This window comes from Rufibacter sp. JT20002 (assembly GCF_056491185.1).
The window spans coordinates 641892-665091 of record NZ_JBSZJY010000002.1 but is presented as its reverse complement, the minus strand read 5'-3'; the positions used below and the strand labels follow the sequence as shown (position 1 = coordinate 665091).

Genomic DNA, 23200 nt, shown 5'->3' with positions numbered 1-23200 from the left:
TTTGATAGCTAATTGTTTCTAGTTTATGATCTTTACTCTCTGGTAAACCTTAAAGGTAGATTTCGGCTTGAGTTCGGTGAAACAGGGTTAAAGTAACCCTCTAATCTTTCTTTCGCTCGTTCCAAGTTTGGTAGCTGGCTTCCTGCGCTTTCCGGTTTTCAGGAATTTCGCGCAGTGGCTCGCACGGCTTTAACGTAGCGTGGAGATCGGCGGGCAGTTGCATGTAGAGTTGGGTGCCCTCGGTTTTCCAGACAACCATTTCCTCACTCACCTGCTTCACAATCTTATGCGGATTGCCCACCACCACACTCCGGGGCGGGATCTTTTCATCGGCGCGCACAAAGCACAAGGCGCCTACAATACTCTCATCCCCAATTTCCACTCGGTCCATTACCACGGCGTTCATGCCCACCATCACGTTGCGGCCAATGGTAGCTCCGTGAATGATGGCTCCATGGCCAATATGCGCCATCTCTTTCAGCAATACCGTAGTGCCCGGAAACATATGGATGGTGCAGTTTTCCTGCACATTGCAGTTGTCTTCAATGATGATGGCGCCCCAATCGCCCCTGATGGCAGCTCCCGGACCCACGTACACGTTTTTCCCGATGATCACATTACCCGTGACCACCGCCTGCGGATGCACAAAAGCACTTTCGTGCACCACGGGCACGTAGCCTTTGAATTCGTAGATCATACCCGTTCAATAATGGCTGCGTACCCTTGCCCCACGCCCACGCACATGGTTATTAAGGCATAGCGCTTGTTCTGTTTGTGGAGTTCTATGGCCGCCGAGTTGAGGATTCTGGCCCCACTCATCCCAAGAGGGTGACCTAAGGCAATGGCCCCTCCGTTGGGGTTGATGCGCGGGTCCTGATCGTCTAGGCCTAATGCACGGGTGCACGTCAGTACCTGCGAGGCAAAGGCTTCATTGATTTCAATCAGGTCGATTTCTTTCAGGCTTAGACCTGCTTTCTGCAACGCCAGTTGAGTGGCTGGCACGGGCCCCATACCCATGTAACGAGGCTCTACCCCAGCCGCACCCATAGAAACGTAGCGAGCTTTAGGCGTAAGATTAAATTGCCTCAACGCTTCTTCTGACGCGAACAACAACGCAGCGGCCCCGTCATTCAGCCCTGAGGCATTACCAGCAGTAACAGTTCCTTCTTTGTGAAAAGCGGGCTTAAGCTTGGCTAAAACCTCTAAGGTAGTAGTAGGTTTAATGAATTCATCCTGGGCAAAAATCTTGGCCTCGCCTTTTTTCTGCGGAATGCTTACGGGCACGATCTCTTCGGTAAACCGGCCGGCCTCCTGAGCTTTGGTGGCCTTTTGCTGAGACCATAGTGCAAACGCATCCTGGTCTTCGCGGGTAATGCCCTCCCGGCGGGCGAGGTTCTCGGCGGTTTCGCCCATCCCATCTGTCCCGAACACTTCATGGATCTTAGGGTTCACAAAGCGCCAGCCAAAACTGGAATCAAACATCTGGGCATCGCGGCCGAACGGGGTGCTGGTTTTAGAAATAACCCATGGACCACGGGTCATATTTTCCAAGCCGCCCGCCACAAACAGATCTCCGTCTCCGCACTGAATAGCCCTTGCCGCCGCCACAGAGGCCGACAAACCTGAGGCACATAGCCGGTTGATGGTTTCACCCGGCACCGAAAACGGCAAACCAGCCAATAGTAGAGACATACGGGCCACATTGCGGTTATCTTCACCGGCCTGATTGGCGCAACCCATAATCACATCTGCAATGGCTGCGGGATCAACGGAGGGGTTTCGCTTCAGCAGTTCCTGAATTACCAAAGCCCCTAAATCATCCGGCCGAACCGTAGCCAAGGACCCACCAAAGTTCCCGATGGGGGTTCTGATACCGTCTACTAGATATGCTTGTTTCATGTATAGTCTGCTATGGTTATTTGACCCTTAGTGATTTAATAAGTTTTGTAGTCAATTTGGTGTATGGCCCTTTCAAAAAGAAGCATTTGTAATGCCCGCCCAAGTCAACTTTTAGGCTTTTTGCGGCTGTTTTTTTAAAAAAGAGCCTCTAAATGCTTTTCCTTATGCAGGAAAGAAGGTCTTGTTCTCCCGAACCATTTTTCTGAGGAGTGGGCTGGCGCGGTATCGGTCTTCGTGGTATTCTTTGTAGAGGGCTTCCAGGTTTGCCAAAATGTGCTCCAGGCCAAATTCATCGGCCCAGGCCAGCAACCCCTTGGGGTAGTTCACGCCTTTGGTCATGGCTATCTCCAAGTCTTCTTTGGTGGCTACCTTTAAGGCCAAAGCATCTATTGCTTCGTTGATGAGCATAACCAAGATGCGGTTCAGGATGTAATTGCCTAGTTCCTCATCTTTGGTAGGTTCTGGCAAGCTGACACCTTCGCGGTAATCATAAAAACCTCTGCCGGATTTTCGGCCGTAGAATCCCGCTTCAAAAAGGCGTTTCTGGGTGAAGGATGGTTTGTACCTGGAATCGTAAAAGAAGGACGTAAACACCGATTCCGTGACGCGATAATTTACATCATGTCCGATGAAGTCCATCAGGGTGAAAGGGCCCATCTTGAATCCTCCCAGTTCGGTCATGGCCCAGTCAATGGTGGCTACATCTGCCAAGCCTTCCTCGTACATCCGGATGGCCTCTCCGTAGAACGGACGCGCCACGCGGTTCACGATAAAACCGGGTGTATCTTTAGTGATCACGGGCAATTTACCCCAGGACTGAACCAGAGCTTTGATTTCCTCTGCCAGACCTTCGCGGGTCTGCACGGCCGGGATGATCTCCACTAGGGGCATCAGGGGAGCCGGGTTGAAAAAGTGAATGCCGATGAAACGCTCCGGCTTTTCACAAGCCGAGGCGATGGAGGCAATTGATAAAGAAGAGGTGTTACTGGCCAGTATACAATCCTCGGCCACAATCATTTCCACTTCTTTGAATAAGTTCTGCTTTACCTCCAGATCTTCAACCACCGCTTCCAGCACAAGGTCACAATTTCCGAAATCCTGATGCGCTTCCGTGAAGTTCAACCGATCCAAAATTTCCGAGGCCTCATTTTCAGATAGTTTACCCTTGGACGAAAGTTTGCGCAAGGAGTCTTTGATTTGTGTGGAGGCGCGTGCAAGTGCCTGAGTGTTCTTATCAAGTAAATGCACCTTGTGACCCGCCGTAGCAATAACCTGCGCGATGCCTGAGCCCATGGCTCCGCTCCCAATTATCCCAACAATCATTGCCCGGTAAAATTAGGTTTACGTTTCTGAATAAAAGCCTCTACCCCTTCCTTGAAGTCACTTGTCTGCCCGGCCCGTTGCTGATAAACCGCTTCCTGCTCAAGCTGCTCTGAGAGGGTGTTCTGGAAAGTCACATTGAGCAACTGCTTTGTATATGCCAAGCCTTTGGTGGGCATTTGAGCAAGTTTTTGAGCCAAGGCAGTTACTTCTGTTTCAAAAGCCTCATCTGGAAAAGCCTTGTAAATCATCCCCATTTGTACAGCTTCCTGGGCGCTCACTTTGTCACCAGTCATCATCAGGGCCGAGGCCCGTTGCAAACCAATGAGGCGGGGCAGGAAAAACGTACCCGCGCTGTCTGGAATCAAGCCTATTTTGCTGAATGCTTGTATAAACGAAGCCGATTCTTTGGCCACCACCAAGTCACAAGCTAAGGCCAGGTTGGCCCCTGCCCCCGCTGCTACCCCGTTCACCGCCGCTAATACGGGTTTGTTCAACTCACGCAGCTGCAAGATGATGGGGTTGTAGTGCTGTACCACAATCTCAGAGATCTCCATGCTATCGGGCCCGGTGGCCTCGGCTAAGTCCTGGCCAGCACAAAAGGCTTTGCCCTCGCCGGTGAGCACCACCGCCCGCACGTCATCATCTTGACTTATACTATGCAGGTGCTCCTGTAGGGCCAAGGCCATTTCACGGTTGAAGCTGTTGAAAACGTTGGGCCGGTTAAGCGTGAGCGTGGCCACCCCGTTTTCCAAAGAATAGGTGATGAAAGTACTTTCGGTCATAGTTTTATTTGAGGCACTTGAAATAGTCAAAGGGCTCCAGGCAGTCATGGCACTGGTACAATGACTTGCAGGAGGTGGACCCGAACTGGCTAACTAACCTGGTGTTTTCTGATTTGCAAAGCGGGCAACGCACTACCGTATCTCTCCCGAAAAGGGCGTGAATATCTCCGTTGGGCTCCACTGGGGGAGCAATGCCGTATTCCTCCAATTTCAGCTTCCCTTCCATGGTGAGCCAGTCGGTGGTCCAGGCGGGGCTGAGTTGCAGGTTAACCGAAACCTCTTTGAACCCTTCGGCCAAAAGTCTCAGCTTGATATCGGCGGCGATGGTGTTCATGGCCGGACAACCAGAATACGTAGGCGTAATGGTCACCTGAACTTGTCCATTATCTTGCACCTGTACTTTGCGAAGCACCCCTAAGTCAAGGATGCTCAGAACGGGTATCTCAGGATCAGATACCTCTTCTAAAAGTTGCCAGATGTTTTCTTCGGTTGTCACTTGGTTGTTTATCTTCTTTCAGAGTTGAGTCCGAGTTCCTTAGCTTACTGGTGTGTAGCAGAATAACTCTGGTTACCTGCTTTTACAGATTCACTTTGGTTTACCCGTATTTTCTAAAAAGCAGGTCAAATACAGGTTACCACTCCAAGCCCGGATAAGCCCGTTGCAAGTATTGCAGTTCTGCCAATAGATAGCCCAAATGCTCGGTATGCCGTCCTGTTTTGCCGCCTTTTTGCATAAACACATTTTGTGGGACCTCAAGCGTAGCCTCCGCAAATACCTTGGCTACATGCTCATCCCATTGCTGCTTTAAAAAAGCGTAATTTGGTATGATGCCGAGTTGGGCTAACTGCTTTTCGGTTTCGGTCATGGTGAAGAGTTCGCCGGAGAACATCCAAAGGTTGTCTACTGCTTTCTGAATGCGGCGTCCGCTTTCCTCGGTGCCATCGCCTAAGCGGATGATCCATTCTGAACTCCACTTGACATGGTAGCTGGCTTCCTTGAAAGACTTAGCCGCGATGCCCGCCAAGCCAGGGTCTGAACTGTTTTGCAGCTCTTTTAGCAAAAAGTAATGGAAACCATCAAAGATAAACTGCCGCATTACGGTGTCCCCGAAATCACCGTTGGGTTGCTCCACCAATAGAGGGTTCTTGTACTCCACGGCATCCCTCAGGTACGCCAGATCATCTTCAGTACGGCCTTGGCCTTCCAGCTCAGCAGCGTATTGGTAAAGGCTGCGGGTCTCTCCAATCAGGTCCAAAGCGATGTTGGCCATGGCCAGGTCTTGCTCCAGGATTGGGCCGTGGCCGCACCACTCAGACAAGCGGTGCCCCAGGATCAGGCTGGTGTCGGCTAACTGGAGGGTGTAATCCAGCAGCAGGGCACGTACCTCCGGCGAGTAGTTCTGCAGCGCAGGCGTGGGTTTATGCTGTAAATCCATGGGCTTACATGTTTTTGATTTCAGCGGGTACCTCGTAAAAGGTAGGGTGCCGGTACACTTTGTCGTTGGCGGGGTCAAAAAAGGCCTTGGCTTCGTCTGGATTAGAAGCGTGCACGTTCTTTGATTCCACTACCCAGATGCTCACCCCTTCCATGCGGCGAGTGTAAACATCCCGGGCGTTTTGGATAGCCATTTGGGCATCGGCAGCGTGCAGGCTGCCTACGTGTTTATGGTCAAGGCCTTGTTTGCTTCGGATGAAAACTTCCCAAAGGGGCCATTCTTTCTGCTGACTCATATTGAGTAAAGTGAGGTTGAGTAATGTTTGAATGCTTAACTAAGCTACTTTCTGTGCCTCACGCTGGGCACGCTTCTGTGCGTGGGCTAAAGCGGCTTCGCGCACCCAGGCACCTTCTTCGTGGGCTTTCACGCGGGTATTGATGCGGTCTTTGTTGCAGGGCCCGTTGCCTTTCACCACGTTCCAGAACTCTTCCCAGTCCACCTCACCGAAGTCATAGCCGTTTTTAGCCTCGTTCCACTTCAGGTCTTTATCTGGCACGGTTAAGCCCAGGAACTCGGCCTGAGGCACCATCATGTCCACGAAGCGTTGGCGCAACTCATCGTTGGTGAACCTTTTGATTTTCCAGCGCATGGATTGCTCAGTGTTAGGAGACTCGGCATCCTTGGGTCCGAACATCATGAGCGTAGGCCACCACCAACGGTTGAACGCTTCTTGCGCCATTTTTTTCTGCGCGGGTGCACCGTTGCACAAGGTCATCATGATCTCGAAGCCCTGGCGTTGGTGGAAGCTTTCCTCTTTACACACGCGCACCATGGCGCGGGCGTAAGGTCCGTAGGAAGTCCTAATCAAGGGCACCTGGTTCATGATGGCGGCTCCATCTACCAACCAGCCAATCGCCCCGATATCTGCCCAGGACAACGTAGGGTAATTGAAAATACTGGAATACTTTGCCTTACCCGAGTGCAGGTCAGCAATCATTTGGTCGCGGGAAGTACCTAGGGTTTCGGCGGCGCTATATAGGTAAAGCCCGTGGCCTGCCTCGTCCTGCACTTTGGACAACAGAATGGCTTTGCGTTTAAGCGAAGGGGCCCGGGTGATCCAGTTACCCTCTGGTAACATGCCCACTATTTCTGAATGGGCGTGCTGCGAGATCTGGCGCACCAAGGTTTTGCGGTACTGCTCCGGCATCCAGTCCTTGGGCTCAATGCGGATCTCGTTCGCGATCTTCTCCTCAAATGCTTCTTCCAGTGATTTTTCTATGATCGTTTCCATACCTTTTTAACACTTGTTCTGATACTTACGTTCTTCCTGCGCCTTGCGGTGACGCTTCTGTTTTAAGCTGTTTTTCACAAAAAAAGCTAAAAATCAAAAGCTGCAACTTATTCTATAGTGGCACTCTTTTATATAACCTATTGATCAAAATCAACTACTACCCTCTCTGATAGAGGACGGGCCTGACATGTCAGGATATAGCCCGCAGCCACTTCTTCAGGCTCTAGGGAGTAGTTGACGTCCATTTCAATTTCGCCTTCCAAAACTTTGGCTCGGCAGGTGCTGCAAACCCCACCTTTGCAGGAATACGGAACATCGGCACCAGTTTCAGCGGCGGCATCCAAGATGGTGTTGCCGTAGTACGACATCTCCAGATTGAGGTAGTTTCCGTCTAGTTTTACCTGCACCCTGCTTTTCTGGTCTTCCTGCGCCAAAGCGTTTTCGGGCCGTTTGACCGTTTTCTGCCCCGATTCACTGGTGGTGAAGAGTTCAAAATGGATGCGCTCTTTAGGCATGCCTGCTTCCTCCAGGGCCTCCTTCGCGCCGAAGATCATTTCCTCCGGTCCGCAAATGAAGCACTCATCTACCTCATCAGCTTTGATGATTTTTTGCAGAAACAACTCAGTTTTCTGCTTATCAATACGACCAAACAAAAGGTCGGTGTCACCGTGCTCTCTGCTTAAGATATGGTATACGCTGAACCGATGAAGGAATTTGTTTTTAAGCCCTTCAATCTCTTCTTTGAACATGATGGAGTTCCGGCCCCGGTTTCCGTAGAGCAACAGCACTTGGCTTTGGGGCTCGGCGAGCAGCACGGTTTTGATGATGGAGAGGATGGGCGTGATGCCACTCCCGGCGGCCACCATCACGTAGCTTTTTTGTTTATCGGGGTGCAGTTCTGTATAGAACCTTCCCATAGGCGGCATTACCTCCAGTTCTTCACCAGGTTGCAGCGCCTCATTGGCGAAAGACGAAAACCGACCTTCGGGCACTTTCTTAATGGCTACTTTCCAGATGTTCTCCAACGGACTTGAGCAGATGGAATACGACCTTCTAAGTTCTTCCCCATTGTGGTGCCTCCTGAACGTTAGGTACTGCCCCTGAGTGTACCTAAAGGTGTCTTTTAACTCCTCTGGAACATCTAAAGTGACTGTGACACTGTCATGGGTCTCACGATGCACACTCTTTATTTTTACTTTATGAAATCTGCTCATAGTTCTCTTTTCTCCAAACCATTGAAAAGAATAGTTAGGATTGTGTTTTCAAGCTCTTCTAAAGAGATGCCCCGGTTGGGTTTCCACCACAGTTCCACCCACCTCACGGCTGATAAAAGGGTGAAAAGCGCCACCGACCCGTTCACCTCCTGCAATTCGCCCGCCTGAATTCCTTTTTCTATTAAGGCCCCCAGACGCTTCTCATACTGGCTTCTCAAACCCTTGAACTCTTCCAGAGCCTCGGCTGACAAGTACTTCCAGTCATTATTGGCCACCGAAACCTGAGCCCCTTTGCTGGACATGAGGTGAAGGTGCACCTTCACCAAGGCTTTCAGCTTGTCTGTGTAGGTGTTCTGGGCTTTTTCTATTTCTGCCAATTGGGTGACGTAGGTATTGGCAATGTCAAAGCAAATGGTTTTAAGAATCTCGTCTTTGGAACTGATGTAGTGGTACATGGTGGCGGCATCCATTCCCACCTGTTCGGCCAAATCCCGCATGGAGGTGCCGCCAAACCCTTTCTGCTTGAATAGTTGGGCTGCAACTTCCAGGATGTTCTCCCGCCTAATTTCCTTTTTCTTCTTAATCATGTACCCCTACTAAGGTTCTTTTCCTTAAGAGTTATAGTTCACCTTAGTCATTTCAATTCTGTCCTAAATGAGAGCCTTCAAGACAATTCTATGAATTAAAAATCAAAAAGTCAAATGTTCGTTTGAAATTTAAAACTCCTTAAACTTTGCATATAAGAAGAAAGCCCGTCTAACTCTGATTTTTAGAGTTAAACGGGCTTTTATGATTGAAGGAACTGGTTTCTTTGCCAGTTCAAGTGGTTCAATCTTAGTCGTTCTTCACCAGGAACTCATAGCGCTTGTTCTCTTTTTCATCCAGCACGCATACGAAATCACCGGTTTTAAGCGGTTGTTGTAACACCAGTTTACCAGAAGTTTTATAGGCAGAAACTCCGGCTACAATGGTTGGAGAAACAATGCCATTTTCTATCTTGGTTCTCATCTTCTCGTTGCCGGAAGCATCTAACACAAGGATAGTAAACAACTTAGCATCGACAGAAGCCACGGTGTACCGAGAGATGTCAAACTGCAAAATACCACCGGTAGGTACCTTCGCCAGTTCTTCTTTCTTTAACGTCTCATTCCATTTCTTTAAACGGGCTTCTCTTTGGATTCTGGCCTGCATTTCCTTAGGCGTTTCGTAAACCACCGCTGTGGTTTTGTTTGAAGTTACATCCAGAATGTTGGCGTCTTTAGTAGGTTGTGGCTGGGGGTATTTTTTTACCTCTTGAGCAGCTACAAACAGCGGCACCATCAACATAACAGAGAGTATAGCTTTCTTCATAAAGGGTTAGGTAAGGTTAGATTTATGCTCCTAAATTAATTGGTTGAAGTAAGTTCCACAACAAAATTTAGATTTTCTGAATATCTCTCGGAAGGATAAAGAAGTAAAACAGGACATTTTTTTCAACTCTCAAGAAGGTTGTATTCAACTTTCTTGATGGGAGTAAAATAACAAACTAGTTTTTAATGACATATTTATTCTGGTCTAAGGGGCTCTATCGAGCAATATTCTATTAGAAATGAAATTGGGCTCTGTAGAAAGGAAGGGGTTTTTAAAAATATGAGGCACTTAAATAGTTTAATAGTATCCAACACTTTCCTCATACTACTAAATTATTACTAAATCAAGAGAATGCTAACCTATTGATTAATAAGGTTAACTCCACTAACATCCCTAAATAGTTGTCCAAAAAACTCTTGATCATGGTTCACTAATTACTTCTTAGCTTGTATTTTAAACTTAGAAACAACCACCACCAACACGTATCTACCACAGGTAAATTAATTATTGAAAAAGTTCAAGTTACTTCAACTCAAAAGCTTTCCTGAACCTTCAAAGCTTACCGCCAGTAAAGAGGTACCATCCCCCATCCTCACATTTTCCCGTTCTTATCTCTTATTAGAATTCCCTCTAAATGACTCATAACTGAAAGTCAATTAGAGGGTTACACAGGAACTATGGAGATGTTGTCTCCTTGGTTTTTCAAGCCAACCTAATCCCATTTCTCACCAAACTAACATCTATGTTTAACCTCTATTCAACAAACATGAAGAAAGCACTAAGTGCTTTCACATTGGCTCTCCTTTTGGGAGGCCAGGCCGTTGGACAAGCCATTCTGGACTCCAAGCTTGTTCAGACACTTCAAACAGCCGTTGCCCCAGTGCAGGTGGTGGTCACTTTTACCGGGGATGGTGCACCCAACAGCACCCACTTACAGCTGCTGCAGTCTTTAGGTTTAACCAAAGGCGTTACTTTCAAGAAGCTACCCATAGCCGGATTGCTGGCCACTCCTACTCAGGTAGAGGCCCTTTCAAAAAGCCCCTATGTTCGCTCCATTTACCTAAACCGGAAGCTTAGCTATTATAATAGCAACGGAACCCACATTACCGGGGTGCAGCGTCTTCGCACAGACCCAAACATCATAGCTAAAAACAAAGGCGTTCCGGTATCGGGTAAGGGCGTAGGCGTTATGATCAACGACAGTGGCGTTGACGGTACCCACGAAGACATTAAACTAGGGGATCACCTGGTGCAGAACGTTTTGGGAACCGTCAACCTGAGTGCGCAGTCTACCCTCCTGCCGGTCACCTACCTGGAGAACGTACCGAACACCGACACCAACTCTGGCCACGGTACCCATTGCGCCGGAACTGTAGGCGGTAACGGCGCCAGATCTAACGGCGAGTACGCCGGTGCTGCCCCTGGTGCCACCCTGATTGGGTATGGTTCTGGAGGAGCCCTCTTTATATTAGACGCTATCGGTGGGTATGATTATGCCTTAACGCACCAGTTCCAGTACGGTATTAGAGTGATCAGCAACTCTTGGGGAACCAGCGGAGATTTTGACCCCGCAGATCCCGTGAACGTGGTATCTAAGAAAGCTTATGATTTAGGCATCGTTTCTGTATTTGCCGCCGGAAACGATGGCCCAAGTTCAGACACCCACAACCCATATGCCATTGCCCCTTGGGTAATTTCGGTGGGTGCCGGGGATAAGTTTGGTAAACTGGCCGACTTCTCTTCTCGTGGGGTGAAAAACGAAGGTGGTACCATCACGTTGGGTGATGAGATCTGGCGTTACGAGAACCGCCCTACTATTGTGGCACCAGGCGTAGATGTAGTTTCCACCAGAGCATTGGCTCCGGTTTCGACTTTATCGGCGCAAATGGATGCCGAGCTACTTCAACCTGCCCACGTACCTTTCTATACCCACATGAGTGGTACCTCCATGGCTACGCCGCACGTAGCTGGGGTAGTGGCTTTGATGCTGGAGGCTAATCCGGCATTAACCCCTGCCCAGGTGAAAGATATTCTTCAGAAAACGGCTACCAACATGCCAGGCCACGAATCCTGGGAAGTAGGTGCCGGGTATGTGAATGCCTACGCGGCTATTGACCATATTTACAGAAACACCGCTTTCGGGGCGTACCTCAACTACACCCGGAAGTTCAACAGCTCTGTGAATACCGCTTCTGAGACCCAGGATTTCTCCATCAACTTCAACCCAATCATTGCCACTGGAAACCAGATCACTTTCAATGTGGCTTCTGGCACCAATAGCTTGGAGGCGAAGTTCAATGCCACCGGATTGCTTGGCCAAACTGGAAACCCGGTAAACCTGATTCTGCTTTCCCCTAGCGGAGTTGAATACCGCTCAGGCATTCCCGTGGCTTTTGCCTTGTACTCAGATAGAGGCATGGCGGTGGCTTCTCCGGAGCCAGGCACCTGGACTCTGAAAGCGGAAGGATTAAACGGACTGGCTTTCCCAGAAACGATTAATGGTAAACTAATCAGGACTCAGACTACCGGCACTTCAGGATTAGGAGACATTGCGGGCCACGCGGCAGAAGCTTCCATCAAAATGGCGGTAGCCTCACGCTTAGTAGACGCATTAGCTACAGGCTTTAAGCCAAATGAAACCCTCAAGCGCATTCAATTAGCAGATTACCTGTTGATGGGACAAGCTATCCGCCAGTTCATGCCTACCTCAGGCACCGCTTCGTTCACCGATGTCACCGGTTCGCAGTTGTTATTAGCCGAATCGGTGACTGCCAAAGGAGCCGCTATCAGAGACCGTTCTCAGTTGTTCAAAGGGGTTATGTTACCCGCCTCAACCGGTAAGTTCAACCCAACAGGTACCGTGAACAGAGCTCAGTTAGCCTACTCACTTGTTCAATCCCTGGGGTTTCAGGAGTTTGCCCTGCAACGCAATGGCAAGGCAGTAACCGTGACGGTAGATGGCAAAAGCTACCCAATTGAGGATGCCGCTTCTATTCCGGCCGGCTTGGAAGGGTATGTTAGTGTTGCATTGGAGCTGAACCTGATCAATGCGTTCTACTCGGTTACCCAAGGTCCTTTTGACCTGATGCCAAAACTGCATGCCACCTTCAAACCCTTGCAAGATGTAACTCGGGCGGAGTTTGCGGTCATTGTTACCCGTACCCACTCCAGCTGGAACGCCACTACCCAACCTGTTGCCGCCAGCAGTACGGTTATTGGTTTGCCAACAGCAGAGAAAGCCAAAAACTTCTCTTACCCTAACCCTTTTACTGGCAGCACCACCATCTCCTACTCTCTGGAAAAAGATGGGTACGTAACGGTTGAAGTATATAATTTGAAAGGCAGTAAAGTGCGCACGCTTGTCGCAGAAGACAAAGCGGCAGGCACCTATTCTGTTCCTTTCCAAGCGGGTAATCTCCCAACGGGCACTTACCTGTACAAGGTTTCTACCAGCGGAAAAGAGATCAGCAACAAAATGGTGTTAACTAAATAAGTTTTCTTCAGATTGGTTTGAAAAAGAGGCCCTTAAAGGAGGGCCTCTTTTTTATTGGTTAGTAGACAAAGCCCTTAACCCGGTGTAAGTACGTGCGTATAAAACGAAAAAATTAATTTTTTTCTTTAACTAAGATACTATTGAACGATTTTTTTACTTACTTGGTAGTACCTGTATAATCAAAAAACAATATGAACAACGGTAAAGTAAAATTCTTTAACACCGAAAAAGGATTCGGATTCATTAAAGACAGCAATTCAAACCAAGAGTATTTCGTACACGTTTCTGGCTTGGTTGACGAAATCAGAGAAAATGACGAAGTGACTTTTGAACTGAAAGAAGGCAAAAAAGGGCTAAACGCAGTAAACGTTAGACTCGCTTAGTCTTGAAGTCATAAAGACATTGAATTAAAGCCTTGCCTTCTGGCAAGGCTTTTTTTATGCAGGTCTTTCAACTGCTTCATGCCTTCTTTTTAAAATTAGGCATGAAACAATTTGAAAGAGAGTCTGGATGATTTTTAGCGTTCTTTCGCCACCAAAATACCACCCATCCACCTGCAACCTTTAAGAATATACTACTGCCTGGGGTGGCTTTCTCTTCTAGCTTGCCGTATCTTTCCTGCTTAAAGTAGTTTATAAGACGTAATCTTAACCACCGTGCAGCCTACCAGAGACAAAGAAGCCATTCTTCACATCTACGACAAGATTTTACCCTCCCTTGCCGAACGTATCTACCAAAACCTAACAGAAGTTTTTCCCCTCTTTGATGATTTCAACTTAGAGAAGGTAGTGGATACCTGGACCAAAGACCGGAATGCTTTATCAGAGAAAGAAGTAAGCATAGAAAACGGAAACGTGCAGCAGGTCGGGTTACGTTTGAGACTTATTGGTTTTCAAAAAACAGGGGTACAAACCTTTGACATCAGCAAGGAGCTAGTTTTTAAACTGGAGTACTCCTTCTATGAGGTGGGTCCAAACAAAAACACTAGATGGTTAGAAAAAGCTTACCTACAGCCTTGGTCTACCCAGGAATTAACTGAGATCGCCGAACGCTTTGCAGAAGAAGTGATTGAAGAAATTACTCAAAAACTCCAAAACTTCTAAACACTTTAAAACCAAAATAAAAAAATATGATTATATCTTGAATTCTGGTCTAAATCAAATAAAGTAATAACTTTTTAATATTAAGGATAGTACTTGCAGTAAGCTTTAGCAGGGTTTTACTTCTTCCTTTGAGTTGTTAAGGTTACCAAGAGATATCTATATAAATCCTAGAAAGGACCACCTAATTTTTCGCTTAAATTAATTTAAATTGTTTGTTTTTTACTTTGAATTTTTCAAAAACAATTAGTATATTTCCATACTTGCAAAAGGTTATAATTTGTTCTCCCGGTTTTAAACAAAACTTATGGACCATAAGTACGGCAGTCAATTGAAAGCACACCAGTACGTTGGGCCAACGGAACAAATGTCAGTCGCTAACCTAATTTTGGCTATGCGCCTGAAACGGCTAGGACATACCTCTGATTACATCACCGACTTTGTCACAGGCTCCTGGAGTCCAGTACCCTCATCTTCCCAAATGCAAGCCCTCTGCCCAGAACTTACCTTGCCTGCCCGGAAATAAGAGCAGCTTTTTAGTTTAAGTATATTATTGTAGGAAGGGTAATATCAGCCATCATTAACCATTTTGGACCTTTAAACAGGTTATCTAAACCTCTTTTAACTTTCATATTGATTTTATTGCGAAGGTTTAAATTATAAAACCAACATGCTATCACTCCTGCTCTAACCATAATCAAGGAGGCTTCCCTCAATAAAAAGTTAAACTATTTTACAAGTAGTAAGTGATAGGTTACATGCTTGCTGAACCTGACTGAACATTAGGTCATAGGTTGTATTTAAATTCCTTTTCTCTTAAATTTTAGTAAATTCCTATGTAGATTTACTAAAAGCCCCCTGCCCATGCTACCTCCTAAAGACGAAGAAGGCTTCACTGTACCAGAGCAGCTACCCATTTACCTCAAAGGACGGGAGGTATATGAACTCACGAAAAAGATTGGCAGCCTCATTGAGGAAGAAGACGAGATCCTGTCTTCTTTGAAAGAATGCATGTTGCTAGACGCTTCCCTGCTCACCGTGAAAGTTGCCGGTGCCGAAGCAGCAGACCTTTACGACCTGCGCATGGAGAACGCCACCCTCATCCGGAAGGCGGCCCAAGACCTTCTCTCCCATTGCACCAGCCTTGAAATGTTTGGGTTCAAAGATGTTCATTACCTCCAACTCCTTCGGGAGTCTATTGAAGAGTACCGGTACCTTTTTGTAGACTGGGTGCAAGGATTTGATCCCTGGAATTTTGTGATGGACCGCTGGGGCCTGTTCAATCCGCCTGGTGTCCAAGCCCGAGATTCAGAGGATGATTCTTTTTGATGAAACTATTCGCTCACCTTCTTATTTCATCAGGTATTCCTATCGTCTTAGGCATTCATCCTTTTTCAACCCGTTTTCAATAAACTTCCTCTTAAACAAAGCCCTTCCGGAATAAAAAGTTTTGGGTGTTGTAAAGTAGGGTTATTTAGACTACGTTCTACACTCAACGTCAAGGCTTCCCTTCATTTATATGCGCTTTCCTTTCATGAGACAAGCTTGGATTCGCTTTGACGTATGGGCTTTCTAAAACCAAATAAAGCCACAAGAGTAGAATTGTTATCTTCGTTTTGATTTAGCATCGGGGTATCCCGATTTGCTGCTTTATTCGCTTACATGAAAGAAATACAGGACATCATTCAGGCTTTCACCCAACATTCAAAAGAAGGAAAACAAACAGCTTTGGCCACGGTGGTGCACGTAGAAGGCTCTTCTTACCGCCGTCCGGGTGCCCGGATGCTGGTTTCTGAGGACGGGCAATTAACCGGAGCCATCAGCGGTGGTTGCCTGGAGGGAGATGCCCTACGCAAAGCACGTTTAGCCATGGTGCAAGGCAAACCAACCCTGGTAAAGTATGACACCATGGACGACGATGATGCCAAATTGGGGGTAGGTCTGGGATGCAACGGCATCATCCATATCCTTATTGAACCCATTCATCTGACATCTTCAAACCACCCGTTGGAGTTGCTGCAAGAAGTTAGTAATCATCGCGAAGTAGCCGTGATGGTGACCTTGTTTTCTTTGCAGGACCGTAAATTGGACCAGCCTGGCTCTTGTTATTTGTACCGTTCCGGAGATGAGATTATCACCCAAGCTGTTCCCGAAGATCTTTTGCCTCAATTAAGGGTTGATGTACAGGAAGCCTTAACTAATCTTTCCTCAGAGATCAAGACCTATAATTCCGCTGAAAAAGCATACACGGCCTTTTTAGAAGTGATACAACCCGCCCCTGCTCTGGTCATTTGTGGTGCCGGCAATGATGTGCTCCCGTTGGTGAACATGGCGCATTTGCTTGGTTGGCCCACCAAATTAATAGATGGGCGCAGCAACTATGCCACGCAGGAACGTTTCCCTTTGGCGCAGGAAGTGATCGTAGCCAAACCTGAACAGGTTCTCTCCCAAGTAGAGATAGATCAGAATACTATTTTTCTGCTGTTCACCCATAATTACAACTATGACCTGGCCATGCTTCGGCAGTTGCTCCCGCTTCCGCTTCCGTACGTAGGCGTGCTGGGGCCCCGAAAAAAAATGGACCGAATGCTGGCCGAACTGGAGGAAGAAGGCTTAACACTGGGAGAAGAACAACTGAAAAAAGTTTTCGGGCCGGTGGGCTTGGACCTGGGTGGGGAAACCTCAGAAGAAATCGCCCTATCGGTCTTGGCTGAGGTTAAAGCAGTATTGGCGGGCAGAAACGCGGGCTTTCTGCGCGAGAAAAAGGAACCTATTCACGCTGATTCTCGGGCGCTAGCCTCTGAAGCCACCCTTTAACATGGCAGGCATCATTATACTGGCAGCCGGTTCCTCCTCCCGATTAGGGCAGGCCAAACAACAACTATTGTTCCAGGGCCAGACGTTGCTGCAACGGTCTATTCAGGCTGCAAAAGATTCACAGGGAAGCCCAGTAGTAGTGGTGCTGGGAGCTAGGTCGGAAGCCATACTTCCGCAGGTAACTTCTTTCAGTGTGCATCTTGTGCAAAATTTGGAGTGGTCAGAAGGAATGGCTTCCTCTATAAGAACGGGGCTAACCCACCTCACCTCTATCGCGCCAGAAAGTACCGACGCTTTGTTCATGCTTTGTGATCAACCTTTTGTTACGGCGGAGGTTCTCAACGGAATGGTCCAATTGAAGCAAGCAACGGGCAAGGGTATCGTGGCTTGTTCCTACCAGGACACCTTGGGAGCCCCGGTCCTTTTTAACAAACAGTTTTTCCCCGATCTCCTCCAATTGAAAGGCCAGGAAGGTGCCAAAAAACTACTTTCAATCTATCCCGAAGAAGTTGCTTCCTTTCTTTTCCCCCTAGGTGCGGTGGACATTGACACGCCCGCAGATTATCTTGCCCTGCAACAATCTTCCGGGAAGTCATAGGGGCAGTATCAGGTAAGTGTAAAATCTTTGGGCTTCTTTTATATTTCCTATTGTAAGCAAATCCACAGCTTAAGTCTTTATTGTTTTACCTTTAGTTTACAAAAAGAGCTTTAAAACGGATCTCCTCAATACTAAGAATCAAACTCTACATCCCATTTACTTAACTGTACTGTGTATAAACCGTAAGACCACCTAAGAATTACTTTGTTTTATAAGAGAAGTTGGCGGGCAGAACATGGCCCTGAGAGTAGTTCAAAAAAAGCCAGGCATTAGATTTTATAATAAATTGGCTTGCTCAAAAAGGATGTTTAACCCGTTCAACCGGAATCTTCATGAGATCTGAAAACGCTCCCGGCATGGTCACCGCCCATCGGCCGACCTTGCCTGAGACCCGAGCCGTCACCCTACGCGTGAACGGCACCACCCAACAACTACAGCTTGCGCCCTGGACTTCCATTTTGGATGCCTTGCGAGAGCACCTCCAGTTAACCGGCACCAAGAAAGGCTGCGACCATGGCCAATGTGGCGCCTGCACCGTGTTGCTGGACGGGAAACGCATTAACTCCTGCCTTACCTTAGCAGTGATGCAAGAGAACAAAGAAATTATTACCGTGGAAGGGCTTGCCAAAGACGGCGAATTGCACCCCGTTCAGCAGGCCTTCATTGACCATGATGCGTTCCAGTGCGGCTACTGTACCCCTGGGCAAATATGTTCTGTGATTGGGTTGGTGAACGAAGGTAAAGCCAAGACGCTGGATGACATCAAAGACCTGATGAGCGGAAACGTATGCCGGTGTGGTGCTTATGTGAATATTGTACGGGTGGCCCAGGAAGCCCTGGATAAAAGAACAGGCCTATGAGACCCTTTACTTTCACCCAAGCCCAAGATGTAGAAACCGCCGTGCAGGAAGTTTCTACCCCAGGAGCAAAATTCATTGCCGGCGGCACCAACCTGCTGGATTTAATGAAGATTGACGTCATGTGCCCCAGCCATTTGGTAGACATAACCCAAATTGCCCTAAGCACTATTGAAGGTACCAAAGAAGGCGGTTTACGCCTTGGCGCTTTAGTAAAGAACGCCGAAACGGCCTACAACCCCGACGTGGAAACCCGATATCCATTGCTGTCGCATGCTATTCTGGCCGGAGCTACGGCACAATTGCGCAACATGGCTACCAATGGCGGCAACCTGCTACAACGCACCCGTTGCTACTACTTCTATGACACGCACACTCCTTGCAACAAGCGGGAACCCGGCTCGGGCTGTTCGGCTATTAAAGGGTACAACCGGGATCTGGCTATTTTAGGCACGAGTGAGCACTGCATTGCCACACATCCCTCTGATATGTGTGTGGCGCTGGCCGCCCTGGAGGCAACCGTACACGTGACTGGAAGCAGCGGAGAAAGAACCATCCCCTTTGCCGACTTTCACCGGTTACCCGGAGACACCCCGCACCTGGACTCTACCCTGCAGCCAGACGAAATCATCACGGCCATTGAACTCCCTGCCAAAGGATTTGCCAGCAATTACACCTACCTGAAACTTCGTGACCGGGCCTCCTATGCCTTCGCCTTGGTTTCAGTAGCAGTGGGGTTGGATTTGGAGGGAAATACCATCAAGGAAGCACGCATCGCCTTGGGAGGCGTGGCCCACAAACCTTGGCGGGTGCCACAGGCCGAAGCCTTGCTACAGGGAAAACCCGCAAGTAAGGACAACTTCCAGAAAGTAGCAGAAGCGTACCTGCAAGGTGCCCAAGGTTACGGCGATAATACATTCAAGATTGAACTGGCCAAACGTGCCATTGTACGGGCGTTAGAGCAGGCCACTAACATGAAGACGACCTCATGAAAGAGAACTATACAGGCTCTCCCGCTAATCGGGTAGACGGTCGGGCCAAAGTGACCGGAGAAGCTAAATACGCCGCAGAATTCCACGTATCGGGTCTACTCTATGGGGTGGTAGTGAACAGCGCCATCGCAAAAGGGAGAATCACCAGCATAGATACATCTGCGGCCCTGGCATTACCAGGCGTGCATCAGGTTTTCACCCATGAAAACCGTCCCGGCTATACCTGGTTAGACAGCCACTACCAGGATGAGGACGCCCCACCTGGCTCCCCTTTCCGGCCGTTCAAAAATGAAGAAATCCTCTTCAGCATGCAGCCCATCGCCTTGGTGGTGGCAGACACGTTTGAACTCGCCCGCTATGCCGCCCTGCTGGTGAAAGTAGAATACGAAACCGCTCCACACGAAACTGATTTAAAAACGAACTTAGCAAAAGCCTACAAACCGAAGAAATACAAATCACCTCCCCCATCAGATCCGCGCGGCGATGCGGAGACGGCGTTTACCAATGCTGCCCTGCAACTGGAGGAAGCCTACGCCCATCCGGCACACCACCACAACCCCATGGAAATGCACGCCTCTATTGCCAATTGGCAGAAAGACGGCAAACTAACCGTGTATGATAAAATTCAAGGGGTGCAGAACAGCCAGAAATACCTATCCAGCGCTTTCGGAATTCCTCAGGAGGATGTGCAAGTGTTCTCTCCTTATGTGGGCGGCGCTTTTGGCTCAGGGCTTCGGCCGCAATACCAGTTGTTTTTGGCGGTATTAGCCTCCCGCGAGCTGAAGAGGCCCGTGAAAGTGATGCTAACCCGGCAACAGATGTTTTCCTTCGGGCACAGGCCGGCCACGGTGCAACGTCTGTCCATTGGTGCATCAACTGACGGCAAACTGGAGGCCATCACCCATAACGCCTTGGCAGAAACCTCCCGGTTTGAGGACTACAATGAAGACGTGGTAATCTGGCCCGGCGTTCTGTACAACTGCGACAATGTGGAAGTAAGCCACCAATTGGTGGGCCTGGATGTGTTCACCCCATTGGACATGCGCGCCCCAGGCGGCACCACGGGGACTTTCGCACTGGAAACGGCCATTGATGAGATGGCCTACAAAGCGGGTGTAGACCCTTTGGAATTCCGATTGAGAAACTATTCTGACCAAGACCTGAACGAGGGCAAGCCCCATTCCAGCAAAGAACTGAAAGAGTGTTACCGGCAGGGAGCGGAGCGGTTTGGCTGGTCTAAACGGAAAATGGAGCCAAGGTCCATGAAAGAAGGCCACGAACTAATTGGCTGGGGAATGGCCAACGGTGCCTGGGAAGCCAAGCAGAAGGAAACCTCCGCGAAAGCTTTTTTAACTCCAGACGGGAAATTAACCGTCTCCAGCGCCACCGCCGACATTGGGACAGGAACCTACACCGTGATGTCGCAGATTGCCGCCGAAACCATGGGACTCCCCCTGGAGGATGTTACCTTTGAACTAGGCGATTCCACCTTGCCCAAGTCACCGCTGGAAGGAGGTTCCTGGACGGTTTCCTCCACCGGATCGGCCGTGAAGCTGGTATGCGAGAAGGTTCAAGAGCAACTCCTGAAATTAGCCCAGAGAACGGAAAATTCACCCTTCGCTAATGCCAAACCGGAAGACGTTTCCTTTGCTGACGGACACATGTTCCTACGCCAGGCTCCCGCCACTTCTATTTCCATCAAGTCTATATTCGCTTTAACCGACGGCAAACCTATTGAGGTGGAGGCCACGCAGAAGCCAGACAAAGAGCAGAAAAAATACTCCAGTTACTCGCACTTGGCTACGTTTGTAGAGGTTAAGGTAGACGAAGATTTAGGCACCGTAAAAGTATCCCGCATCGTCAGCGCGGTGGCCGCGGGGCGCATCATCAACCCCAAAACAGGTCGTAGCCAGATATTAGGTGGTACCGTTTGGGGAATTGGTGCCGCTTTGCAGGAACACACCGTCATGGACCATCATCTGGGTAGGTTCATGAACCATGACCTGGACAAATACCACGTGCCCGTAAGTGCCGATGTACACGAAACGGACGTCATCTTTGTGGAAGAGAAGGACGAGATTGTAAACCCACTGGGAGCTAAAGGCCTGGGCGAGATTGGGATTGTGAGTGTGGCACCGGCCATCGTCAATGCGGTGTACCATGCCACCGGCAAACGCATCCGGGAACTGCCCATTACGTTAGATAAACTACTGTAACCTTTTGGGCCTGTTTTCAGCGTATTTAGGTGAAAACAGGCCCAAAACCGTATTAAGGTTTGGCCTTGGCCGAATTGTGACGTAAATTTATAATCCTTGCCGCTTCAAACTTGGGGGCAGGCAAGGGTGAACGAAAGAATAACACCATGGAAATACTCCTATTTGGGATCACCCGGGAGATTGTTGGAAAATCGACGTTGAAAGTACCCGAAAATGAGGCACTTAAAACTGTGGGCCATTTAAAAGCCTGGCTTTACGAGCAATTCCCGGCTATCCAGAAACTGAGTTCGTTGGCGGTGGCCGTTGATAGTGAATACGCAGACGATACCCAGTCTCTCACCCCAGGGCAGGAAATTGCGCTTATTCCGCCGGTGAGCGGTGGTTAATCTAAAAGGCATGCTGATAAAGATAGTAGAAGAGGTTGACCTGATTGAGGCGTATCAATACTTGAAATCTCCCAGCGCGGGCGGCATAGATCTTTTTGTAGGCACCGTGCGCAATCATGCCCAAGGCAAAGCCGTAGTAAAACTGGTGTTTGAAGCCTACGCGCCTATGGCGATTAAAGAGATGCAGAAACTTGCAGAAGTAGCCCAACAGCAGTGGCCCATTGAGCGTTTGGTAATGATACACGCCGTTGGCGAGAAACCGGTGGGCGAACCAGTGGTGATCATCGGGGTGGCCTCCGCGCACAGAGAGGCTGCTTTTACCGCCTGTAAGTTTTTGATTGATGAGCTGAAAAAGACCGTGCCCATCTGGAAAAAGGAATATTACGAAGACAACAGCCTGTGGGTCAATGCCCATCCGTAAACCTGCCATGAGCAAACCACAATTGATTGATAAATACGGCCGGCAATTAACGTACCTGCGGCTATCGGTCACAGACCGGTGCAACTTCAGGTGCTATTACTGCATGCCGGAGGAAGGGATGGATTTTGCCGCGCGCAAGGAGTTGCTCTCGTTTGAAGAAATGTACCAGCTTGCCGTTCTTTTCTGCCAAATGGGCGTGAACAAAATCAGGATTACTGGTGGGGAGCCGTTTGTTCGGGCAGGCATTATTCCTTTTCTGCGCAAATTAAGCAAAGTGCCGGGTTTAGAGGAGATCACCGTCACCAGCAACGGCTCCCTGAACAAAAACCAGATCCAAGCCTTGCAAGAAATCGGAATCAGGAAAATAAACATCAGCCTGGACTCGCTTGACCGGGAGCGTTTCTTTCGCATTACCCGACGTGACCGTTTTGAGGAAGTATACGCCAGCGTATTCCAGTTGCTGACCTCCGGGTTTGACGTGAAACTGAATTGCGTGGTCGCCGAAAACAAGAACATCCAGGACATCCTTCCCTTTGTGGAGTTGACTAAGGAACATAATCTGGCCGTCCGGTTCCTGGAGGAAATGCCTTTCAACGGAAGCGACACCTTCCAGTTACCCCAATGGACCCACAAAGAGATTTTGCAGCACATCAACGATCATTACTTGGTGCTGGAGAAACTGCAAAGCGAACCTTCGTCCACTTCGGTCAACTACAAGGTGCCGGGTTACAAAGGTTTTTTCGGCATTATTCCTTCGTTCAGCAGAACCTTTTGCGGCACCTGTAACCGCATCCGTTTGGGGGCCACAGGTGAGCTTCGCACCTGTCTGTACGGACCACCCGCCACGAACCTTCGTGATTTGCTGCGCAGCAACGCCTCCCCTGCTCAGGTAGAAGAGGTAATTTTAGAAGCAGTTAGCAACCGCGAGAAAGACGGTTTTGCGGCCGAGGCGAGCTTTGCTCATACCGGGCATGAATCCATGTCGGTGTTGGGTGGTTAATAAACATTAAAAAACCTGTCCAATG

The 23200-nt window shown here is 48.8% G+C and carries 24 protein-coding genes; 13 read left to right on the top strand and 11 right to left on the bottom strand.

The genetic code is table 11. The annotated features are described in order from the left end of the window. Positions 1–100 precede the first annotated feature (100 nt). The 11 genes from ACW9SV_RS12285 to ACW9SV_RS12235 form a co-directional block, all read right to left on the bottom strand. Positions 101–697 (bottom strand): acyltransferase, encoded by a 597-nt coding sequence (locus ACW9SV_RS12285; RefSeq protein WP_479557061.1) that lies wholly within the window; start codon positions 695–697, stop codon positions 101–103. Continuing rightward, positions 694–1899, bottom strand: a complete 1206-nt coding sequence (gene pcaF / locus ACW9SV_RS12280) for a 3-oxoadipyl-CoA thiolase (protein ID WP_479557060.1) — start codon at positions 1897–1899, stop codon at positions 694–696. Before pcaF ends, ACW9SV_RS12285 begins: the two co-directional genes overlap by 4 nt. A gap of 162 nt (positions 1900–2061) precedes the next feature. Next, positions 2062–3222, bottom strand: coding sequence for a 3-hydroxyacyl-CoA dehydrogenase NAD-binding domain-containing protein (locus ACW9SV_RS12275; protein WP_479557059.1), 1161 nt, complete (start codon positions 3220–3222; stop codon positions 2062–2064). Next, the gene (locus ACW9SV_RS12270; protein ID WP_479557058.1) at positions 3219–4004 is read right to left on the bottom strand and encodes an enoyl-CoA hydratase-related protein; all 786 of its coding nucleotides are present in this window, start codon (positions 4002–4004) and stop codon (positions 3219–3221) included. Before ACW9SV_RS12270 ends, ACW9SV_RS12275 begins: the two co-directional genes overlap by 4 nt. 4 nt (positions 4005–4008) lie before the next feature. Beyond that, a complete protein-coding gene (paaD, locus tag ACW9SV_RS12265) occupies positions 4009–4500 on the bottom strand; it encodes a 1,2-phenylacetyl-CoA epoxidase subunit PaaD (RefSeq protein WP_479557057.1) in 492 nt (163 codons plus the stop codon). 136 nt (positions 4501–4636) lie between these two features. Then, entirely contained in the window at positions 4637–5440 is an 804-nt protein-coding gene (paaC, locus tag ACW9SV_RS12260; RefSeq protein WP_479557056.1) for a 1,2-phenylacetyl-CoA epoxidase subunit PaaC, read from the bottom strand. Between the two features lie 4 nt (positions 5441–5444). Then, a complete protein-coding gene (gene paaB, locus ACW9SV_RS12255) occupies positions 5445–5735 on the bottom strand; it encodes a 1,2-phenylacetyl-CoA epoxidase subunit PaaB (protein WP_479557055.1) in 291 nt (96 codons plus the stop codon). 39 nt (positions 5736–5774) lie between these two features. After that, positions 5775–6731 (bottom strand): 1,2-phenylacetyl-CoA epoxidase subunit PaaA, encoded by a 957-nt coding sequence (gene paaA, locus ACW9SV_RS12250; protein ID WP_479557054.1) that lies wholly within the window; start codon positions 6729–6731, stop codon positions 5775–5777. A gap of 137 nt (positions 6732–6868) precedes the next feature. Further along, complete coding sequence (gene paaE / locus ACW9SV_RS12245) at positions 6869–7945, bottom strand: 1,2-phenylacetyl-CoA epoxidase subunit PaaE (RefSeq protein WP_479557053.1); 1077 nt, start codon at positions 7943–7945, stop codon at positions 6869–6871. Beyond that, complete coding sequence (locus ACW9SV_RS12240; protein WP_479557052.1) at positions 7942–8532, bottom strand: TetR/AcrR family transcriptional regulator; 591 nt, start codon at positions 8530–8532, stop codon at positions 7942–7944. The genes paaE and ACW9SV_RS12240 overlap by 4 nt, the downstream gene beginning before the upstream one ends. 247 nt (positions 8533–8779) lie before the next feature. Further along, complete coding sequence (locus ACW9SV_RS12235; RefSeq protein WP_479557051.1) at positions 8780–9295, bottom strand: hypothetical protein; 516 nt, start codon at positions 9293–9295, stop codon at positions 8780–8782. Between the two features lie 766 nt (positions 9296–10061). On the opposite strand from ACW9SV_RS12235, the gene ACW9SV_RS12230 reads away from it, so the two are divergent. From ACW9SV_RS12230 to moaA, 13 genes are all read left to right on the top strand, one after another. Then, positions 10062–12788 carry a S8 family serine peptidase gene (locus tag ACW9SV_RS12230; protein WP_479557050.1) on the top strand — a complete coding sequence of 909 codons (2727 nt, stop codon included), beginning with the start codon at positions 10062–10064 and terminating at the stop codon, positions 12786–12788. Between the two features lie 191 nt (positions 12789–12979). Next, entirely contained in the window at positions 12980–13171 is a 192-nt protein-coding gene (locus ACW9SV_RS12225) for a cold-shock protein (protein WP_123125815.1), read from the top strand. Positions 13172–13444: 273 nt separating this feature from the next. Further along, a complete protein-coding gene (locus tag ACW9SV_RS12220) occupies positions 13445–13891 on the top strand; it encodes a hypothetical protein (RefSeq protein ID WP_479557049.1) in 447 nt (148 codons plus the stop codon). A 304-nt stretch (positions 13892–14195) separates the two neighbouring features. Then, complete coding sequence (locus ACW9SV_RS12215) at positions 14196–14414, top strand: hypothetical protein (protein ID WP_479557048.1); 219 nt, start codon at positions 14196–14198, stop codon at positions 14412–14414. A gap of 338 nt (positions 14415–14752) precedes the next feature. Further along, positions 14753–15217 (top strand): hypothetical protein, encoded by a 465-nt coding sequence (locus tag ACW9SV_RS12210; RefSeq protein WP_479557047.1) that lies wholly within the window; start codon positions 14753–14755, stop codon positions 15215–15217. 333 nt (positions 15218–15550) lie between these two features. Continuing rightward, a complete protein-coding gene (locus tag ACW9SV_RS12205) occupies positions 15551–16705 on the top strand; it encodes an XdhC family protein (protein ID WP_479557046.1) in 1155 nt (384 codons plus the stop codon). A 1-nt stretch (position 16706) separates the two neighbouring features. After that, on the top strand, positions 16707–17303 hold the full coding sequence (locus ACW9SV_RS12200; RefSeq protein WP_479557045.1) for a nucleotidyltransferase family protein: 597 nt from the start codon (positions 16707–16709) through the stop codon (positions 17301–17303). A 332-nt stretch (positions 17304–17635) separates the two neighbouring features. After that, positions 17636–18163: a (2Fe-2S)-binding protein gene (locus tag ACW9SV_RS12195; protein WP_479557044.1), complete on the top strand. Its 528-nt coding sequence runs from the start codon at positions 17636–17638 to the stop codon at positions 18161–18163. Next, a complete protein-coding gene (locus ACW9SV_RS12190) occupies positions 18160–19152 on the top strand; it encodes an FAD binding domain-containing protein (RefSeq protein WP_479557043.1) in 993 nt (330 codons plus the stop codon). Before ACW9SV_RS12195 ends, ACW9SV_RS12190 begins: the two co-directional genes overlap by 4 nt. After that, positions 19149–21368 (top strand): xanthine dehydrogenase family protein molybdopterin-binding subunit, encoded by a 2220-nt coding sequence (locus ACW9SV_RS12185; protein ID WP_479557042.1) that lies wholly within the window; start codon positions 19149–19151, stop codon positions 21366–21368. The genes ACW9SV_RS12190 and ACW9SV_RS12185 overlap by 4 nt, the downstream gene beginning before the upstream one ends. 146 nt (positions 21369–21514) lie before the next feature. Continuing rightward, positions 21515–21754 (top strand): molybdopterin converting factor subunit 1, encoded by a 240-nt coding sequence (gene moaD, locus ACW9SV_RS12180; RefSeq protein ID WP_479557041.1) that lies wholly within the window; start codon positions 21515–21517, stop codon positions 21752–21754. Positions 21755–21764: 10 nt separating this feature from the next. Then, positions 21765–22175, top strand: a complete 411-nt coding sequence (locus ACW9SV_RS12175) for a molybdenum cofactor biosynthesis protein MoaE (protein ID WP_479557040.1) — start codon at positions 21765–21767, stop codon at positions 22173–22175. A 7-nt stretch (positions 22176–22182) separates the two neighbouring features. Continuing rightward, positions 22183–23175: a GTP 3',8-cyclase MoaA gene (gene moaA / locus ACW9SV_RS12170; protein ID WP_479557039.1), complete on the top strand. Its 993-nt coding sequence runs from the start codon at positions 22183–22185 to the stop codon at positions 23173–23175. Positions 23176–23200 lie beyond the last annotated feature (25 nt).

What these genes read in the sequence shown, in the direction of transcription:
- ACW9SV_RS12285 (WP_479557061.1), bottom strand. Translation starts at nt 697, where the DNA reads ATGATCTACGAATTCAAAGGCTACGTGCCCGTGGTGCACGAAAGTGCT.
- pcaF (WP_479557060.1), bottom strand. Translation starts at nt 1,899, where the DNA reads ATGAAACAAGCATATCTAGTAGACGGTATCAGAACCCCCATCGGGAAC.
- ACW9SV_RS12275 (WP_479557059.1), bottom strand. Translation starts at nt 3,222, where the DNA reads ATGATTGTTGGGATAATTGGGAGCGGAGCCATGGGCTCAGGCATCGCG.
- ACW9SV_RS12270 (WP_479557058.1), bottom strand. Translation starts at nt 4,004, where the DNA reads ATGACCGAAAGTACTTTCATCACCTATTCTTTGGAAAACGGGGTGGCC.
- paaC (WP_479557056.1), bottom strand. Translation starts at nt 5,440, where the DNA reads ATGGATTTACAGCATAAACCCACGCCTGCGCTGCAGAACTACTCGCCG.
- paaB (WP_479557055.1), bottom strand. Translation starts at nt 5,735, where the DNA reads ATGAGTCAGCAGAAAGAATGGCCCCTTTGGGAAGTTTTCATCCGAAGC.
- paaA (WP_479557054.1), bottom strand. Translation starts at nt 6,731, where the DNA reads ATGGAAACGATCATAGAAAAATCACTGGAAGAAGCATTTGAGGAGAAG.
- paaE (WP_479557053.1), bottom strand. Translation starts at nt 7,945, where the DNA reads ATGAGCAGATTTCATAAAGTAAAAATAAAGAGTGTGCATCGTGAGACC.
- ACW9SV_RS12240 (WP_479557052.1), bottom strand. Translation starts at nt 8,532, where the DNA reads ATGATTAAGAAGAAAAAGGAAATTAGGCGGGAGAACATCCTGGAAGTT.
- ACW9SV_RS12235 (WP_479557051.1), bottom strand. Translation starts at nt 9,295, where the DNA reads ATGAAGAAAGCTATACTCTCTGTTATGTTGATGGTGCCGCTGTTTGTA.
- ACW9SV_RS12230 (WP_479557050.1), top strand. Translation starts at nt 10,062, where the DNA reads ATGAAGAAAGCACTAAGTGCTTTCACATTGGCTCTCCTTTTGGGAGGC.
- ACW9SV_RS12225 (WP_123125815.1), top strand. Translation starts at nt 12,980, where the DNA reads ATGAACAACGGTAAAGTAAAATTCTTTAACACCGAAAAAGGATTCGGA.
- ACW9SV_RS12215 (WP_479557048.1), top strand. Translation starts at nt 14,196, where the DNA reads ATGGACCATAAGTACGGCAGTCAATTGAAAGCACACCAGTACGTTGGG.
- ACW9SV_RS12210 (WP_479557047.1), top strand. Translation starts at nt 14,753, where the DNA reads ATGCTACCTCCTAAAGACGAAGAAGGCTTCACTGTACCAGAGCAGCTA.
- ACW9SV_RS12205 (WP_479557046.1), top strand. Translation starts at nt 15,551, where the DNA reads ATGAAAGAAATACAGGACATCATTCAGGCTTTCACCCAACATTCAAAA.
- ACW9SV_RS12200 (WP_479557045.1), top strand. Translation starts at nt 16,707, where the DNA reads ATGGCAGGCATCATTATACTGGCAGCCGGTTCCTCCTCCCGATTAGGG.
- ACW9SV_RS12195 (WP_479557044.1), top strand. Translation starts at nt 17,636, where the DNA reads ATGAGATCTGAAAACGCTCCCGGCATGGTCACCGCCCATCGGCCGACC.
- ACW9SV_RS12190 (WP_479557043.1), top strand. Translation starts at nt 18,160, where the DNA reads ATGAGACCCTTTACTTTCACCCAAGCCCAAGATGTAGAAACCGCCGTG.
- ACW9SV_RS12185 (WP_479557042.1), top strand. Translation starts at nt 19,149, where the DNA reads ATGAAAGAGAACTATACAGGCTCTCCCGCTAATCGGGTAGACGGTCGG.
- moaD (WP_479557041.1), top strand. Translation starts at nt 21,515, where the DNA reads ATGGAAATACTCCTATTTGGGATCACCCGGGAGATTGTTGGAAAATCG.
- ACW9SV_RS12175 (WP_479557040.1), top strand. Translation starts at nt 21,765, where the DNA reads ATGCTGATAAAGATAGTAGAAGAGGTTGACCTGATTGAGGCGTATCAA.
- moaA (WP_479557039.1), top strand. Translation starts at nt 22,183, where the DNA reads ATGAGCAAACCACAATTGATTGATAAATACGGCCGGCAATTAACGTAC.